The following is a 16,242-nucleotide window of genomic DNA, read 5'->3' on the forward strand; positions in this document are numbered from 1 at the left end:
CGAGTCATCCGTTCGCGGGAACGGCCGCCTTCGCGGCGTCCTGCGCGGCGATGTAGCCGTACACCAGACCCTGACCGATCGTCGCCCCCGCTCCCGGGTACGTGTTGCCGAAGGCGTTGGCGGCGGTGTTGCCGATCGCGTACAGGCCGTCGACGACGCTGCCGTCCTCGCGCAGCACCCGCGCCCGCTCGTCGGCCTTCACACCACCGCACGTGCCGAGATCGCTCAGCGTCATCTTCACCGCATAGAGGGGCCCGTCCGTCAGCGGCCGCAGGTTGGGATTGGGCTCGACGGTGGGGTCACCGTAGTACCGGTCGTAGGCACTCGCACCACGGCGGAAGTCGGCGTCCGTGCCGGCGGCCGCGGCATCGTTGAACCGGCGGAAGGTCTCGGTGAACGCCCCCTCCGGCAGGCCGGCCGCGCGGGCCAGCGCCGCCGGATCGTCCGCCCGGTGCGCGATTCCGGCCCGGATCCACGCCTCCGGGATGGGCTGCCGCGGGAACAGCCCGCCGCCGAAGATGTAGCTGTTGCGGTAGCGCTGGTCGAACACGATCCACATCGATTCGACCGGGTCACCGGCGCGTTCCCGGTCGAGCACGAGCTGGCCGAACGACATGTAGTCGGTCGCCTCGTTGACGAACCGGCGACCGGTGTGGTCGACGATGAAGGAGCCGGGCAGTGCCCGCTCGGCGAGCATCACCATCGGCGGGCGCCCCTTCATTGCGGCGACGGCGGGGAACCACCAGGCCTGGTCCATCAGGTCCGTCGCGGCGCCCACGTCGAGCGCGGCGCGGATGCCGTCGCCCGTGTTGCCCTCGGCGCCGAGACTCTCGTGCTCGCCGAGCCGTTCGGACTGGTACTTGTGCCGCAGCGCCATGTCGTGGTCGAAGCCGCCCGCCGCGAGCACGACACCGCGCCGCGCGGTCACGGTCACCTCCTGCCCGTCGCACGCGACGACGGCACCGGTGACCCGATCTCCCTCGGTGAGCAGCCGCACGAGCGTGGTCTCGGTCCACACCGGGATCCCGGCCCGGACCACGCCGGCGAACAGGCCGGCCGCGAGTGCCTGGCCCCCGGCGACGTACTCGCGCTTGAGGGCGAGCCCGGCGACACCCTGTGCGAGGCGACGGAAGATGCGCGGGAACGCCTTCGACGGCTTCCGCGCCATGAGGTTCATCCACTTGTAGTCGGCGCCGGTCACCGGCATCGGCAGGCCGGCCTTCATCAGTCCCGGCCGCAGCCGCTCGCGTTCGGGCCCGAGGACGGACACGTCGAAGGGACGGCACTCGCACGTGCGGCCGACGGCGGACCCGCCGGGCAGCTCGGGATGGTAGTCGGAATACCCCTTGGCCCAGAACAACCGCATGGGGGTGGTGCGCTGCAGCATTTCGACGGTGGCGGAGCCGTGGTCGAGGAACGCCGCACCCCGCTCCGCCGGTGCGGACTCGCCGACCACGGACCGGATGTAGGTGCCGGCCCGGTCGAGCGTGTCACCGGAACCGGCCTTGCGGAGCACGGGATTCGCGGGCACCCAGAAGGCCCCGCCGGAGCGCGCCGTGGAGCCGCCGACGTACTCCGTCTTCTCGACGATCAGGGTGGACAACCCCAGCTCGTGCGCGGTGAGCGCGGCGGCCATGCCGGTGCCGGACCCGATCACGAGCAGGTCCACGGTGGTGTCGTGGGCGGGGGTCACCGGTACGGAATTCGTCGCCATCGATCTGCTCCTTCACGTCATTGCCGCTGGGGGACGAAAGGTCGTCGACGCCGGAGGCGGTGCGGACCTCGGAGCGAGGCTAGGTCACGTCGACACCGCCCATCGGGAGGTGTCCCGCCCACCGGGACGCCCCCGGACGAACGGTCCGCCCAGCGGGAGAACCCCTTCTGTGCCGCTCACGACGCCGCCCAGCATGGCCTCGATGCCTGTTTCGGGCGCAGCACCCACCGGCTCCGGAGGACACGATGACGCAGAGCGCACCCCCCACCACACCCGACGACGAAGTCCGCACCATCGAGGCCGACGCGGAACCGACCCGCTTCGCGCGCGGCTGGCACTGTCTCGGGCTGGCCCGCACCTACCGGGACGGCAAGCCCCACCAGGTCGACGCGTTCGGCACCAGCCTCGTCGTCTTCGCCGACAGCACGGGCGAACTGCAGGTCCTCGACGCCTACTGCCGGCACATGGGCGGCAATCTCGCACAGGGCGAGATCAAGGGCGGCTCGGTGGCCTGCCCGTTCCACGACTGGCGCTGGGGCGGCAACGGCCGGTGCACCGGCATTCCGTACGCGCGCCGCGTCCCCCCGCTCGCGAGGACGCGGTCGTGGACCACCCTGGAGCGCAACCAGCAACTGTTCGTCTGGCACGATCCCGAAGGCAACCCGCCGCCGGCGGACGTGACGATCCCCGAGATCGAGGGCGCCGGCACCGACGAGTGGTCCGACTGGACGTGGAACTCGGTGCTCATCGAGGGCTCGCACTGTCGCGAGATCGTCGACAACGTCGTGGACATGGCGCACTTCTTCTACGTCCACTACAGCGTCCCGCGTTCGTTCGAGAACATCTTCGAGGGCCACGTCGCCACGCAGATCATGTCGTTCAACCAGCGCACCGACGTCGAGCTGGACATCGACTTCGGTGCGGACAACTTCTCGCGCTCCGAGGCGTCGTACCACGGCCCCTCCTACATGATCGACAAGCTGTGGACGGAGACCGGCGAGGCCACGATCGAGACGGTTCTCATCAACTGCCACTACCCCGTCACGCCCACCTCGTTCGTGCTGCAGTACGGCGTGATCGTCAAGCGCCTGCCGGGCATGTCCGCCGAGGAGGCGAATGCCATGGCCGCCCACTTCGGCGGGGGCACCGAGAAGACGTTCGAGCAGGACATCGAGATCTGGAAGAACAAGGCCAAGATCGACAATCCGCTGCTGTGCGACGAGGACGGTCCGGTCTACCAGCTGCGCCGCTGGTACCAGCAGTTCTACGTCGACGTCGCGGACATCACCCCGGACATGACCAACCGCTACGAGTTCGCGATCGACACCGCGAAACCGGCCGCACGGTGGGAACAGCAGATCGCCGAGAATCTCGCTGCCCGTGCGCAGTCCGCCCCCGAACCGGTCGCCTGAGCGTCCGCCGTCAGAGTCGAGGAGACACCATGAGTTACGAAGTCCTGAAGCACATCGACGCGATGGCGGACGATCTGTTCACCGAAGGTGTGGAAGCCGAGCGGCTCGGCCGTCTCGCGGACGGGACCGCCGAGAAGATGAAGGAGGCCGGCTCGATCCGCATGCTCCAGCCCCGCGAGTTCGGCGGTTTCGAGTCGCACCCGAGGGAATTCGCGGAGACCGTGATGCGCACGGCCGCGCTGAACCCCTCCGCGGGATGGGTACACGGCATCGTGGGTGTGCATCCCTGGCAGCTCGCCTTCGCGGATCCCCGCGTGCAGCAGGAGATCTGGGGTGATGATCCCGACACCTGGATGGCGTCGCCCTACATGCCGGGTGGCATCGTCACCCCGGTCGACGGCGGCTTCCGGTTCTCGGGCAACTGGCAGTTCTCCTCCGGCACGGACCATTGCGACTGGGCCTTCCTCGGCGCCTTCGTCGGTAACCCGGACGGCTCGGTGGCGCAGCCCCCGAAGATGGCGCACGTCATCATCCCGCGCACCGACTACCGGATCGTCGAGGACTCGTGGGATGTGGTGGGCCTGCGGGGTACCGGGTCGAAGGACGTGGTGGTCGAGGACGCGTTCGTTCCCGAGTACCGCGTCATGTACTACGACGACCTGATCGACGGCAGCGCGGTGGCCCGCTACGGCCGCACCGAGACTCTCTACAAGCTGCCCTGGTCGACGGCCTTCCCGCTGGGCATCACCGCCGCCACGATCGGCATCTGCGAGGGACTGGTGCTGCACGCGGACGTCTACCAGGCCGACCGGATCAACGCGCAGGGCACCGCAGTCAAGGACGATCCGTACACGATGTACGTGTTCGGTGAGGCCGTCGCCGATCTGCGGGCCGCACGCGATTCGCTGCTGTCGAACGTCGACCGGATCTGGGATCTCGTCGACTCGGGGCAGACCCCGACGTTCGAGCAGCGCGCCGCGAGCCGGCAGACGCAGGTCCAGGCGGCCTGGCGGGCGGTGAACGCGATCGACCGCATCTACCCGCGCTGCGGTGGGAACGCGCTGCGGATGGACAAGCCCCTGCAGCGGTTCTGGCGCGACGCCCACGCCGGCCTGCACCACGCGATCCACCAGCCGGGCACGGTGCTGCACGCCGCGACCCTCAGCCGCCTCGGCGCGGACCCGCAGGGTCCGCTGCGGGCGATGATCTGACCGATTCGAGTTCAGCCGGGAGACGACAGTGTCCGACATCAAGAGTTTGGGCTACATCAAGATTCAGACCGACGACATGGACCGGTGGCGGACCTTCGCGTTCGACGTCCTCGGGTTCGCCGAGGGGTCGGGACCGGAACCCGGCGCCCTGTACCTGCGCATGGACGAGCGCACGGCACGCATCGTGGTCGTCCCCGGCGACAGCGACCGGGTGGTCGACGTCGGTTGGGAGGTGCGCGATCATGCGGCGCTGGCGCGGGTACGGCGCTCCGTGGAGGCCGCCGGCGTCGCCGTGAAGGTGCTCTCGGTCGACGAGGCGGACGCCCGGCGCGCCGAGGAGGTGATCGCCTTCCAGGACCCCTCCGGCACCTCCGTCGAGGTGTTCCACGGTCCCGTCCTCGACCACAGTCCGGTGGTGACGCCGCACGGTGATCGATTCGTCACGGGCGCACAGGGTCTCGGACACGTCGTACTTCCGGTCACCGATCCCGAAGCCACGTTCGGGTTCTACACCGAGGTGCTCGGCTTCCTGCCCCGCGGCGCCTTCCGCCTGCCGACGCCTCCCGAGGTCGGGCCGATGCGCATCCGGTTCCTCGGCGTGAACCAGCGACACCACAGCCTGGCGCTCATGCCCGTCCGCGCAGGCAAGGACCCCGGTCTGATCCACATCATGGTGGAGGTCGACACCCTCGACGCCGTCGGCCGGGCCCTCGACCGGGTGACGCGTGAGGGGTATTCCGTCTCGTCGACGCTGGGTCGGCACACCAACGACAAGATGGTGTCCTTCTACGTCCGCGCCCCCGGGGGTTGGGACATCGAGTACGGCACCGACGGGATGGCGGTCGACGAGCGGTACTACACCGCGGAGGAGATCACCGCCGACAGCTACTGGGGACACGACTGGTCCGGCAGCGAGCCACTCGGCGTGATGTCCTGATCGCCGCGACGGCCGGGCCCCGCACGACCGCCGTGCGGGGCCTCGCCACGCCCGGATCGGTGACGCACTTCACAACGCGCCTGTGATGTGACACTATTTCTAATCGAAATAGCCAGCTCATCCGCGCATGTGAGTGAGGAGCCTCCGTGACGATTCCCGCCACCCCCGCCACCCCCAGTGCCGTCATCGACCGGGTGGGTCTCGTCCTCGACACGTTCGACGAGACCGGACGGCTGACGCTCGCCCAGATCGTCCGCCGCACCGGTCTCCCCCGTTCGTCGGCGCACCGCATCCTCGAGCGCCTGGTCGAACTGCGATGGTTGCGACGCGAGGGCCGCGAGTACGCACTCGGGCTGCGGCTGATGGAACTGGGATCCCTCGCCGTGCACCAGGACGGCCTGTGCGCCGCCGCACGCCCCCACCTGCACGAGCTGCACCGCGTCACCGGACTGGTCGTCCACCTCGCGGTCCTCGACGGCACCGACGTCGTCTACCTCGACAAACTCGGGGGACGCCTCGACAGCGCCGTCCCGACCCGCGTCGGGGGGCGTCGGCCCGCACCGCACGCCGCCCTGGGTAAGGCGCTGCTCGCGTACGCCGGCGCCCAGGGTGCCGAGTTCGAACGCATCCGGGAGACGGGGGTTGCGTACGAACGCGGACAGGCCGTGCCGGGGCTCGGGTGCATCGCCGTTCCCGTCGGTCCCGTCGGCTCCGCTCCCGCCGCGGTCTCCGTGTGCGGGCCGTTGCAGCACATGCCGTTCGACCACCGGCTCAGCGGACGCGTACGCATGGCAGCCACCGCAACCTGGCGCGGATACGACCGGCAGCGCTTCGCTGCCGCATCCCGGCGCCCCCGGCTGCACTCTGCCTGACCAACCCCGGCGCCTGACCAACCCCGGCGCCTGACCAACCCCGGCGCCCGACCGACCCCGGCGCCTGACCGACACCGGCGCCCGACCGACCCCCGGCGCCCGACCGCTATTCGGCGGGAGCCGGTCCGTCGCCGCCGTCCTCGTCGTGAGCGCTCAGCGTCTGCTCCACGGTGCGCCAGCTACCTCGCCGCCGCGGATGCGGAACACCGTTCTCGTCGATGTCGCTGCACGCGAATCGCGCTGCCGCCTCGTCGATCTCGTCGAGCAACTCCTCGAACAGCGCGATCTCCGTACGAAAGTACCGCTCGGACCAGCGCAAGCTCAGCAACGGGAACGCCCAGCTCGGTTCGACGTCCGAATGGTCCGCGTAGTTCCGGACGCGCCCGAGGTTCTCCTCGAGATTGGCGATGTGATCCCGCACGATCGACTTCAGCTTCTCGGGTTCGTTGAGGTGACCCAGGTACATACGCAGCATCACCCCGTGCTTGAGCACCGGAGCCTCGACCGGAGCCTCCCGCGACCATGCCCGGACCGCCCCCACGCCGGTCGGCGTGATCGAGTAGACACGCCGGCTGCGGGCCCCGGGCTCGGAGATCGATCGCGACCGCACGAAGCCCAGCTTCTCGAGTTTCTTCAGCTCCCCGTACACCTGGCTGACCGACGGACTCCAGTAGAAGAAGCTCAGGCTCCAATCCGCCCACTTCTTCACGTCGTTGCCCGTCATCTCCTCCCCCAGTGCCAAGACCCCCAGCACCGCCCAACTCGTCGCGGGTAGACCGGGATACGCGGCAGGAGCGGAATCGGACACCCCGCGAGCCTAACAACCCCGCCACCCTCGACCACCTGCGCCGATCTCCCGCTCCGCGGGCTGCACCGATGTCCCGCTCCGCGGGAGACGAGCCCCCACTGCGGCGGCCGCGCCGTTAGCGTCCGGGAGAGCAGCCGCGAGAACCGACAGGAGCGTCCACGATGACCGACCTCGCCACCCGCACGGACCACATCCGCGCCACCGTCACGGCCTACCTCGCCGCCGTCGCGAACGGCACCGCGGACGAGATCACCGCCCTCTACGCGCCCGACGCCACCGTCGAGGATCCGGCCGGCAGCGAACCGAAGGTGGGTCACGAGGCCATCCGGGCGTTCTATCGCGCGGTGGAGAAGACCCGGAACGAAACGGAGTTGCTGACGCTCCGCATCACCGACGCCGGCGCCGCCTTCCACTTCCGGGTGGTCACCGAAGCCGACGGACAGCGCTACGAGATCGAACCCATCGATGTCATGACGTTCGACGAGAACGGCCTCGTCACGAGCATGCGGGCCTTCTGGGCCCCGGCCGACATGCGCCGGAACTGAGAGGGCCCGTCGTGCACCCTGTCACCTGCCGCACCTGCGGCAACCGCGTCCTCGCCGAGAAGTACAGTCCCGTCCACACGAGCATCCAGTGGCTCACCGACGCCGCACGGTCGTGCGCGCGCTTCCGCGCCGACGCCGAGCACGGTCGCGCCGCACTCCACACCTGCGCCGACCTGCGCGAGACCGTCGACGAGCTCGCCGACCGCGGTGAACTGCCGATCACCGCTCGCAGCTGCCCCACGCCCGGCCGGCTCGACTGACCGCGTCGTCCGAACCCGACCGGTCACCGCCGTCGCGCTCCCGCCGACCGGGAGCGATTTGCATCGCACGCACCGGCATGACGGACACTGGACACAGACCTACCCGAGAGGAGCCTCGATGGCCGCGGAACACACGGTGCTCGATCCCCGGACCATGCGCGACGTGCTGGGCAACTTCTGCACCGGCGTCACCGTCGTGACCGGCCACGACGGCCGTGAACCGCTGGGATTCGCGTGCCAGTCGTTCGCGTCGGTGTCGCTGGATCCACCGCTCGTGTCGTTCTGCCCCGCCCGCACGTCGCAGACCTGGCCGAAAATCCGGGAGATCGGCACCCTCGCGATCAACGTCCTGTCCCACGACCAGCGCGATACGTGCATGGCGTTCGCCGTCAGCGGCGGCGACAAGTTCACCGGCGTGGACTGGACGCGCGGGGACAACGGCGCACCCGCGCTCGCGGGCGCCCTGGCCCGGATCGAGGCGGTGGTCGAGGCCGAGCACGACGCCGGGGACCACACCATCGTCGTCGCCCGCGTCACCGGGCTCACTGCGCTGCACGACGACGGCCCGCTGCTGTTCTACCGCGGCGGCTTCGGGCGGTACACGACCGAGGCGATCCTCGACGCGGAGACCGCCACCGACGTGAACCCGGTGCGGTGACCGGCGACGAGGCGCACGTCACGGAATAGCGGACCGGCCGGGGTGGTTGGACCGATCGTGTGCCCGGATCCCGACACCGGGCCCCGGACACGCGAAGGATCCCGGTGACCACACCACTATCGATTCTCGACCTGGCTCACATCGGCCGTGGCGAAACCGCGCGCGACAGCTTCGCCGCGAGCGTGGACATGGCGCAGCGCGCCGAGCAATGGGGCTACCACCGCATCTGGTACGCCGAACACCACAACATGCCGACCATCGCGTCGTCGGCCACCAGCGTGCTGATCGCGCATGTCGCCGCGCACACCTCCACAATCCGGCTCGGCGCCGGGGGCATCATGCTGCCCAACCATTCGCCGCTGACCATCGCCGAGCAGTTCGGCACCCTCGAGACCCTGCACCCGGGTCGCATCGACCTCGGCCTCGGTCGCGCCCCCGGCAGCGACCAGAACACGCTGCGGGCGTTGCGCCGCGACCCGTCGTCGGCCGACAGCTTCCCGCAGGACGTGCTCGAGCTGCAGGCCTACCTGCGCGGGCAGTCCCGCATCCCGGGCGTCGACGCCGTCCCCGGCAAGGGCACGAACGTGCCGCTGTACATCCTCGGCTCGTCGCTGTTCGGGGCGAAACTCGCCGCGCTGCTCGGTCTTCCGTACGCGTTCGCGTCGCACTTCGCGCCGCAGGCGCTCGAGGACGCCGTCGCGCTGTACCGGCGCGAGTTCCAGCCGTCCGAGCAACTGTCCGAGCCGTACGTCGTCGCGGGCGTCGGCGTGATCGCCGCGGACACCACGGACGAGGCGGACGCCCTGTTCGAGGCCACCAAGCGGCAGCGCATCCGGCAGATGCTCGGCCGGGGCCGCACGTTCACCGACGAGGAGGTCGAGATGCTGCTCGACGCCCCCGCCGGGCAGCAGGTGCTGCAGATGCTGCGCTACACCGCCGTCGGTACCCCGGGCGAGGTGCGCGACTATCTCGACCGCTTCACCGAGCGCGCGCAGGCCGACGAACTGATCGTCGTGTCGTCGGCGCCGGGCCGCAAGGCGTGGCTGCGCTCGCTCGAACTGCTGGCCCAGGTCAGCGGGCTCGTCCCGGCCTGAGGGCCGCGCCGTCGGGCTCGGCGGCCGGGACGGTGACGGTCACCGTCGTCCCGTCGCCGGGCGCCGACCGCACCACGGCGGTACCGCCGACGGACTCGACGCGCAGCACGTGCGACGCCAGTCCGATGTGTCCCTGCCCGACCCGGTCGGGAAGCGTCGCCGGGTCGAACCCGCAGCCGTCGTCGGCCACCTCGAGCACCATGTCGGGGCCGCGGCGCACCAGCCGCACCCGCACCGACGTCGCCTTCGCATGCTTGACGACGTTTCCGAGCAACTCCCTCGCCACGGAGAACAGCAGCGCCTCCTCGCGCGGGAAGGACCCGTCGACGACGACGTCGACGGCGAACCCGCCGCGTCGCGCGCTCTGCTCGGCCAGCTCGCGCAGCGCAGTGGCGAGCCCGAGCTGCGACAGCACCTGCGGGTGCAGCGTCGTCACGGTCGAGCGCAACTGCCGGGCGGCCTCGCGCAGTGCGGTGTCCGCGGCGAGCAGCGCGTCGTCGGGACGCCGCTCGCCGGCCTCCTCCACGTCCAGGCGGGCGGCGAGCACGTTCTGCAGAGGACCGTCGTGCAGTTGTTCGGCGAGCAACTGCCGTTCGCGGCTCTCCGCGTCGAGGGCCTCGGTGACGAGCCGTCGCCGCGTGGCCAGCAGCGCGGCGACCGCGTCCGCCCGGTGCCCGAGCACCACGGACAGACCGGTCATCGCGGCAGCCAGCCACACCATGAAACCGAAGTAGAGGTACACCACCGCGGGCAGATCGACACCGTCGTCCCGGACCGCGTAGAACAACCACACGAGCAGGAAGCCTGTGGCGGTGGCGACGCCGACTGCCGCCGTCCACCAGGGCCGGTGCAGAAACGTGACGGTGACGGGCAGCAGGAAGAACACCGGCAGGAGCACCGACGTCGCACCGCCGGAGGCGGCACACAGGCCGAGCAGCGCGACGATGTCGACCAGCGTGGGAGCCCACCACGAGTGCCGGACGGGCCCGCGGAGCACCAGAACGAGCCACCCGAGCGCCGCGAGGGCGTAGCCGGTGAGGACGGTCAGGAACAGGACGGGCAGCCAGTGCGCCACCACGATCACCGGGCCCACCAGGGCCATGAGCGCGATCAGCGGCAGCCGCAGCATCGCCACCCAGCGGACCGTGTCGCCGGAGTAGTCCCCGACCGCGGCGTCCCGGTCGCTCACTCGAGCATTCCCCGGCGCATCGCCTCCGCCACCGCCGCGGCCCGATCGGACACCCCGAGCTTCTCGTAGAGGCGCTGCACGTGTGTCTTCACCGTCGACGGCGCCAGGTACAGCTGCGCCGCGATCGACGGAACGGACCGGCCCTGGGCGATCATCGTCAGCACCTGCCGTTCCCGGTCGCTGAGCGCGGGCCCGGACGGTTCGCTGCGCCGGCGCACCTCCGCGACCAGCCCGGAGGCCAGCTCCGGGGCCAGCACGTCGCGGCCGTCCGCGCAGTCGAGCACCGCCGCGACGATCTCGGCGCGCGTCGACTCCTTGGGCAGGAATCCGCACGCGCCCTCCTGCAGCGCGTGATAGACGATCGCGGCGTCGTCGTGCGCGGACAGCAGCAGCACTCGCGTGGGCAACCCGTCGCGCCGGACGGCGGCGGCCACCGCGGCACCGTCGAGGTGCGGCATGCGGTAGTCGAGCAGGGCCACGTCCGGCCGGTGGGTGCGGATCAGATCCAGGGCGACGGCACCGTCCCCGGACTCGCCGATCACCTCGATCCGTTCGCTGCCGGACAATGCCCGCACCACCCCGTCGCGAAACAGGGGGTGGTCGTCGCCGACCACCACGCGCACGGGCATACCTCATCGTGGCACGGGCACGCTTTCCGTGTCCCCCGGTCGGGGGACACGGGAATTCCCCCTCGACGCATCCGGTCGGGGGACAGACCGGCGCCGGGAGGCGGCGCATAGTTGGGGCATCCCCGAGCAGGAGGGTCCCGAGCATCCGATGCACACCCGCAACCCGGTCGCGTGCCCCAGCGTCGCACTCACCATCAGGAACGACACGAGCGAGCCGATGGTGCTGCGCGACAGCGCGTTGCCCGAGGGCCGGTGGGTTCTTCCACCGCCGCCGTCGCTGCGGCCCGGCGAAGCCGCGACCGTCGCCGCGAGCACCGGCGACGACCTCGGGATCGGGATCCGGCTGACGTATTCACTACCCGGCGGCGCCCGCGCGATCTTCCTCGCCCAGACGTACCGATACGGCGACAGCAGCGTCGACGGCACCCGCATCGAACCGGACGAGGGATACGTCGTCCACACGCAGATCGACCGGCGCTTCCCGCACATGTGCGCGCACTACTCGGTGTCGCTTCAGGACCCCACCTGACAGCCGAACGGCCGCACCGCGTAACGACCGAATGTCACATCGCGTCGATCGAATCGACGCGATGTGACATTCGGCCACAACGGTATCGGGTGAATGCAGAGGCTGACCGGGGCTACCTGTCGCGCTGGTGCTTCGGCTTCCAGACTACCAGCGCGTTGCTGCGTGGTATCGGCACCAGCGCCCGGCGCGACGCGTGCAGCTGCGCGATCTCGGCTGCCATTTCCGTCACCCGCTGCTGCAGGGCCTCGACCTGATTGGTCAGCTCGATGATCCGCTTGATGCCCGCGAGGTTCACGCCCTCGTCCTGCGACAGGCGCTGCACCTCACGCAGCAGCGCCACATCGCGGGGCGAGTAGCGGCGTCCACCACCGCGGGTGCGGTGCGGGGTGACCAGACCGAGCCGGTCGTAGTTGCGCAGTGTCTGCGCGTGCATGCCGGCCAGTTCCGCCGCCACCGAGATCACATAGACCCGGGCGTCGGGGTCCATCGGCGAATCGTTCCGGTTGCGGTTCTCGCTCATCATGCACCTGCCCAGCCCGCCCGTGGATCGAAGCCGTTCGCCTGCTCCGCGTGCATGTACGCCCGCAGCGCTTCGATCGCCTGATCGTCCAGATGCTGGGGCACGGCCACCTTGACCGTCACCAGCAGATCACCGGCGCCGCCCCCGCGCTTCGGGACGCCGCGCCCGCGCACCCGCAGCACCCGCCCGTCGGCGGTGCCGGCCGGGATCTTCAGCCCGACCCGTCCCTCCAACGTGGGAACCGAGACGGTGGTGCCGAGCACCAGTTCGCCGTAGCTGACCGGCAGGACCAGCGTCAGGTCGTCGCCGTCGCGGCCGAAGACCTTGTCGGCGCGGACGTGCACGGTGACGAACAGGTCACCGGACGGGGCGCCGCGCAGTCCCGCCTCGCCCTGGCCGGCCAGCCGGATGCGCTGGCCGTCCCGGACCCCGGGTGGGATCCGCACCGTGATGGTGCGGGTGCGGTTCTGGACACCGGACCCCCGGCAGTCGGTGCACGGCTCGTCGATGATCGAACCGGTGCCCCGGCAGTCGTCGCACGGTTCGGAGAATCCGAACGCACCCTGGTTGCGCGAGACGATGCCACTTCCGTTGCAGCGCGGGCACACCCGCGGGCTGGTGCCGGGACGGGCACCGCTGCCGTGGCAGGTGGTGCACGGCGCCGGGTTGGTCAGCCGCAGCGGGACGGTCACCCCGAGCGCTGCGTCGCGGAAGTCCAGCGTCGTCTCGGCGTCCACGTCCGACCCGCGACGGGGTCGCGACGTGGTGCGCGCGCCTCCACCGCCGCCGCGGTTGAACAGACCGCCGAACAGATCGCCGAGACCGGGGTCGCCGGCCCCACCACCCCCGCCGCCGAACAGGTCGCCGAGATCGAAGGTGGTGGTGCCGCCGGAGAACCCTCCGCTACCGGCACCGGGACGGAATCCGCCGCCGAAGCCGCCGGAGGCGAACATCTGGCGGGTCTCGTCGTACTCCTTGCGCCTGGCCGGATCGGACAGCACGGCGTACGCCTCGCTGACCGCCTTGAAGCGCTCCTCCGTCTTGGTGTCCCCGGGGTTGGCGTCGGGATGCAGGTCCCGTGCCAGCTTGCGGTAGGCCTTCTTGATGTCGTCGGCCGACGCGTCGGAGGAGACACCCAGCTCCTTGTAGAAGTCCTTCTCGATCCACTCCCTCTGGCTCACCGGGTGTCTCCTCCTCTCGCTTCTTCTCTGTACTTACTCGTTGTCCGCACCGGAATCCGGCTTTTCGGCCGGTGCGTCGCCCGAGGGGACCGTGTCCGTCACGGTCACCATCGCGTGCCGCAGGATCCGCTCACCGAGCCGGTATCCCTTGCGCAGCACCGTGTCGAGCACCGGATTGGCGCCGTCGCCCTCCATGTGCACGGCCTCGTGGATCTCCGGGTCGAAGGCGTCGCCCGGGTCACCGAAGGCCTGGAGCCCCAGGCCCGACAGGACGCCGGTCAGCTTGTCCGCCACCGACTTCAGCGGCCCCTGCTCGAGGTCGCCGTGCGCGCGGGCCCGGTCGAGGTCGTCCACGACGTCGAGCAGCTGGGTGACCACCGAGGCCTTGGCCGCCTCGGTCGTGGCCACCCGCTCGCGCTCCACCCGACGCCGGTAGTTGGCGTACTCGGCGGTGAGGCGCTGCAGGTCCGCGGTGCGCTCGGCCAGCTGAGCCGATTCGGGCGACGGCTCGGCCGCGAGCGCGGCCTCCTCGTGTTCTCCCGCAGCCGGAGCTTCGGTGTCCGCCTCCTCCACAGGCTGCGACCCGGCGTCCGGGTCGCGCACCTCGAAGGTGTCGGGGTCGATCCGACGCTTGTCGGTGACGGTCACCGGCTCCTGCTCGGGCTGCCCCGCCGTCACTTCTTCTCCGAGTCGGTCGGCTCGTCGACGACCTCGGCGTCGACGACGTCGTCCGAGCCCGCAGCCGCGCCGTCACCGGCGGCAGCACCCGCGTCGGCGGCCTGCGACTCGTACAGGGACTGACCGAGGGCCTGCGACTCCGTCGCGAGCTTCTCGACGGCGGTCTTCACCGCACCGATGTCGGTGCCGGCGAGGGCGTCCTTGGTCTCCTTGATCGCGGCCTCGACCTTGCCCTTGGCGTCGGCAGCGACCTTGTCCGCGTTCTCCTGCAGGAACTTCTCGGTCTGGTGCACGAGCGACTCGGCCTGGTTGCGGACCTCGGCCTCCTCGCGACGCTTGCGGTCCTCCTCGGCGTGCGCCTCGGCGTCCTTGATCATCCGGTCGATCTCCTCCTTGGAGAGGCCGGAGCCCTCCTGGATCTTGATCGTGTTCTCCTTGCCGGTGCCCTTGTCCTTCGCGGTGACGTGCACGATGCCGTTGGCGTCGATGTCGAAGGTCACCTCGATCTGGGGGACGCCGCGCGGAGCCGGGGCGATGCCTCCGAGTTCGAACGAGCCGAGCAGCTTGTTGTGCGCCGCGATCTCGCGCTCACCCTGGAAGACCTGGATCTGCACCGACGGCTGGTTGTCGTCGGCCGTGGTGAAGGTCTCCGACCGCTTGGTCGGGATGGTGGTGTTGCGCTCGATGAGCTTGGTCATCACGCCGCCCTTGGTCTCGATGCCGAGGGACAGCGGGGTGACGTCGAGCAGCAGCACGTCCTTGACCTCGCCCTTGAGGACGCCGGCCTGGAGGGCGGCGCCGACGGCGACGACCTCGTCCGGGTTCACGCCCTTGTTGGGCTCACGGCCACCGGTCAGCTCGCGTACCAGGTCGGTGACGGCGGGCATACGGGTCGAGCCGCCGACCAGGACGACGTGGTCGATGTCCTTGACGGAGATGCCGGCGTCCTTGATGACCTGCTGGAACGGTGCACGCGTGCGGTCGAGGAGATCGGAGGTGATCTTCTGGAACTCGCTGCGCGAGAGCTGCTCGTCGAGGAACAGCGGGTTCTTGTCCGCGTCGACCGTGATGTACGGGAGGTTGATCGACGTCGACTGCGAGCTCGACAGCTCGATCTTCGCCTTCTCCGCGGCCTCGCGCAGACGCTGCAGGGCCATCTTGTCCTTGGTCAGGTCGACGCCGTGCTGCGCCTTGAACTTCTCGACCAGCCAGTCGACGACGCGCTGATCCCAGTCGTCACCGCCGAGGTGGTTGTCGCCGGAGGTCGCGCGGACCTCGACGACGCCGTCGCCGATCTCGAGCAGGGACACGTCGAAGGTGCCGCCGCCGAGGTCGAAGACCAGGATGGTCTGTTCCTTCTCGCCCTTGTCCAGGCCGTAGGCGAGGGCGGCAGCCGTGGGCTCGTTGACGATGCGCAGCACGTTCAGACCGGCGATCTGCCCGGCCTCCTTGGTGGCCTGGCGCTGCGCGTCCTCGAAGTAGGCGGGGACGGTGATGACGGCGTCGGTGATCTCCTCACCGAGGTAGGCCTCGGCGTCGCGCTTGAGCTTCATGAGCGTGCGCGCGCTGATCTCCTGGGAGGTGTACTTCTTGCCGTCGATCTCCACGCTCCAGTCGGTGCCGATGTGGCGCTTGACCGAACGGATGGTGCGATCGACGTTGGTGACCGCCTGGTTCTTGGCGGGCTGGCCGACCAGCACCTCGCCGTTCTTGGCGAAGGCCACGACCGACGGGGTGGTGCGCGATCCCTCGGAGTTCGCGACGACTACGGGCTCGCCGCCCTCCAGCACGGAAACGACGGAGTTGGTGGTTCCGAGGTCGATACCGACCGCACGAGCCATAGTGCTTCTCCATTCTTCGCTGCGGCACGTCCGTGCCACATGGGTGTTCATGCACAACCTGAGCCGATCCGACTCAGCTGAGCGCAGTCGACTCAAGCTTGCACCCGCCGGGAATCCCCAGTCAAGTCAAAGTTGAGTCGTAGTCGCTCAAGTTGTCTGCCTTC

The 16,242-nt window shown here is 70.0% G+C and carries 17 protein-coding genes; 9 read left to right on the forward strand and 8 right to left on the reverse strand.

Annotated elements, in window-relative coordinates:
• Window positions 1–4: 4 nt before the first annotated feature.
• A complete protein-coding gene (locus AC2IPW_RS19580; RefSeq protein WP_003938393.1) occupies window positions 5–1,714 on the reverse strand; it encodes a 3-ketosteroid-delta-1-dehydrogenase in 1,710 nt (569 codons plus the stop codon).
• Window positions 1,715–1,959: 245 nt separating this feature from the next.
• Here AC2IPW_RS19580 and AC2IPW_RS19585 point away from each other — a divergent pair, with 245 nt between their 5' ends.
• The 4 genes from AC2IPW_RS19585 (at window position 1,960) to AC2IPW_RS19600 (ending at window position 6,146) form a co-directional block, all read left to right on the forward strand.
• Window positions 1,960–3,126, forward strand: a complete 1,167-nt coding sequence (locus AC2IPW_RS19585; RefSeq protein WP_486375433.1) for a 3-ketosteroid-9-alpha-monooxygenase, oxygenase component — start codon at window positions 1,960–1,962, stop codon at window positions 3,124–3,126.
• 29 nt (window positions 3,127–3,155) lie between these two features.
• Window positions 3,156–4,337 (forward strand): acyl-CoA dehydrogenase family protein, encoded by a 1,182-nt coding sequence (locus AC2IPW_RS19590; protein WP_003938395.1) that lies wholly within the window; start codon window positions 3,156–3,158, stop codon window positions 4,335–4,337.
• Between the two features lie 28 nt (window positions 4,338–4,365).
• Complete coding sequence (gene bphC, locus AC2IPW_RS19595; protein WP_003938396.1) at window positions 4,366–5,274, forward strand: biphenyl-2,3-diol 1,2-dioxygenase; 909 nt, start codon at window positions 4,366–4,368, stop codon at window positions 5,272–5,274.
• Window positions 5,275–5,420: 146 nt separating this feature from the next.
• Window positions 5,421–6,146 (forward strand): IclR family transcriptional regulator, encoded by a 726-nt coding sequence (locus AC2IPW_RS19600; protein ID WP_003938397.1) that lies wholly within the window; start codon window positions 5,421–5,423, stop codon window positions 6,144–6,146.
• Between the two features lie 106 nt (window positions 6,147–6,252).
• Here AC2IPW_RS19600 and AC2IPW_RS19605 read toward each other — a convergent pair whose 3' ends face one another.
• Window positions 6,253–6,900, reverse strand: coding sequence for a PadR family transcriptional regulator (locus tag AC2IPW_RS19605; RefSeq protein ID WP_003938398.1), 648 nt, complete (start codon window positions 6,898–6,900; stop codon window positions 6,253–6,255).
• Between the two features lie 215 nt (window positions 6,901–7,115).
• Here AC2IPW_RS19605 and AC2IPW_RS19610 point away from each other — a divergent pair, with 215 nt between their 5' ends.
• The 4 genes from AC2IPW_RS19610 to AC2IPW_RS19625 all read left to right on the forward strand — a co-directional run bounded on the left by AC2IPW_RS19610 (window position 7,116) and on the right by AC2IPW_RS19625 (window position 9,511).
• Window positions 7,116–7,499 carry a nuclear transport factor 2 family protein gene (locus AC2IPW_RS19610; RefSeq protein WP_003938399.1) on the forward strand — a complete coding sequence of 128 codons (384 nt, stop codon included), beginning with the start codon at window positions 7,116–7,118 and terminating at the stop codon, window positions 7,497–7,499.
• An 11-nt stretch (window positions 7,500–7,510) separates the two neighbouring features.
• Window positions 7,511–7,759, forward strand: a complete 249-nt coding sequence (locus AC2IPW_RS19615; RefSeq protein WP_054372661.1) for a hypothetical protein — start codon at window positions 7,511–7,513, stop codon at window positions 7,757–7,759.
• 118 nt (window positions 7,760–7,877) lie between these two features.
• Entirely contained in the window at window positions 7,878–8,417 is a 540-nt protein-coding gene (locus AC2IPW_RS19620) for a flavin reductase family protein (RefSeq protein ID WP_003938401.1), read from the forward strand.
• Between the two features lie 104 nt (window positions 8,418–8,521).
• On the forward strand, window positions 8,522–9,511 hold the full coding sequence (locus AC2IPW_RS19625) for an LLM class flavin-dependent oxidoreductase (protein WP_054372660.1): 990 nt from the start codon (window positions 8,522–8,524) through the stop codon (window positions 9,509–9,511).
• On the opposite strand, the gene AC2IPW_RS19630 is transcribed toward AC2IPW_RS19625, so the two are convergent.
• Both AC2IPW_RS19630 and AC2IPW_RS19635 read right to left on the reverse strand, forming a co-directional pair.
• The gene (locus AC2IPW_RS19630) at window positions 9,489–10,700 is read right to left on the reverse strand and encodes a sensor histidine kinase (RefSeq protein WP_486375434.1); all 1,212 of its coding nucleotides are present in this window, start codon (window positions 10,698–10,700) and stop codon (window positions 9,489–9,491) included. The two genes, AC2IPW_RS19625 and AC2IPW_RS19630, sit on opposite strands and share 23 nt — an antisense overlap.
• On the reverse strand, window positions 10,697–11,329 hold the full coding sequence (locus tag AC2IPW_RS19635; protein WP_486375435.1) for a response regulator: 633 nt from the start codon (window positions 11,327–11,329) through the stop codon (window positions 10,697–10,699). Before AC2IPW_RS19635 ends, AC2IPW_RS19630 begins: the two co-directional genes overlap by 4 nt.
• Window positions 11,330–11,477: 148 nt before the next feature.
• Here AC2IPW_RS19635 and AC2IPW_RS19640 point away from each other — a divergent pair, with 148 nt between their 5' ends.
• The gene (locus AC2IPW_RS19640) at window positions 11,478–11,858 is read left to right on the forward strand and encodes a hypothetical protein (protein ID WP_003938405.1); all 381 of its coding nucleotides are present in this window, start codon (window positions 11,478–11,480) and stop codon (window positions 11,856–11,858) included.
• A gap of 112 nt (window positions 11,859–11,970) precedes the next feature.
• On the opposite strand, the gene AC2IPW_RS19645 is transcribed toward AC2IPW_RS19640, so the two are convergent.
• From AC2IPW_RS19645 to dnaK, 4 genes are read right to left on the reverse strand one after another with little or no spacing between them, the layout of a single operon-like run.
• Entirely contained in the window at window positions 11,971–12,378 is a 408-nt protein-coding gene (locus tag AC2IPW_RS19645) for a heat shock protein transcriptional repressor HspR (protein ID WP_003938406.1), read from the reverse strand.
• The gene (gene dnaJ / locus AC2IPW_RS19650; RefSeq protein WP_371382379.1) at window positions 12,378–13,559 is read right to left on the reverse strand and encodes a molecular chaperone DnaJ; all 1,182 of its coding nucleotides are present in this window, start codon (window positions 13,557–13,559) and stop codon (window positions 12,378–12,380) included. The genes AC2IPW_RS19645 and dnaJ overlap by 1 nt, the downstream gene beginning before the upstream one ends.
• Before the next feature lie 33 nt (window positions 13,560–13,592).
• The gene (grpE, locus tag AC2IPW_RS19655) at window positions 13,593–14,237 is read right to left on the reverse strand and encodes a nucleotide exchange factor GrpE (RefSeq protein WP_289379443.1); all 645 of its coding nucleotides are present in this window, start codon (window positions 14,235–14,237) and stop codon (window positions 13,593–13,595) included.
• Window positions 14,234–16,078, reverse strand: coding sequence for a molecular chaperone DnaK (gene dnaK, locus AC2IPW_RS19660; protein WP_003938409.1), 1,845 nt, complete (start codon window positions 16,076–16,078; stop codon window positions 14,234–14,236). Before dnaK ends, grpE begins: the two co-directional genes overlap by 4 nt.
• Between the last annotated feature and the right edge of the window lie 164 nt (window positions 16,079–16,242).

Source organism: Rhodococcus sp. NS-SX18 (genome assembly GCF_057367935.1).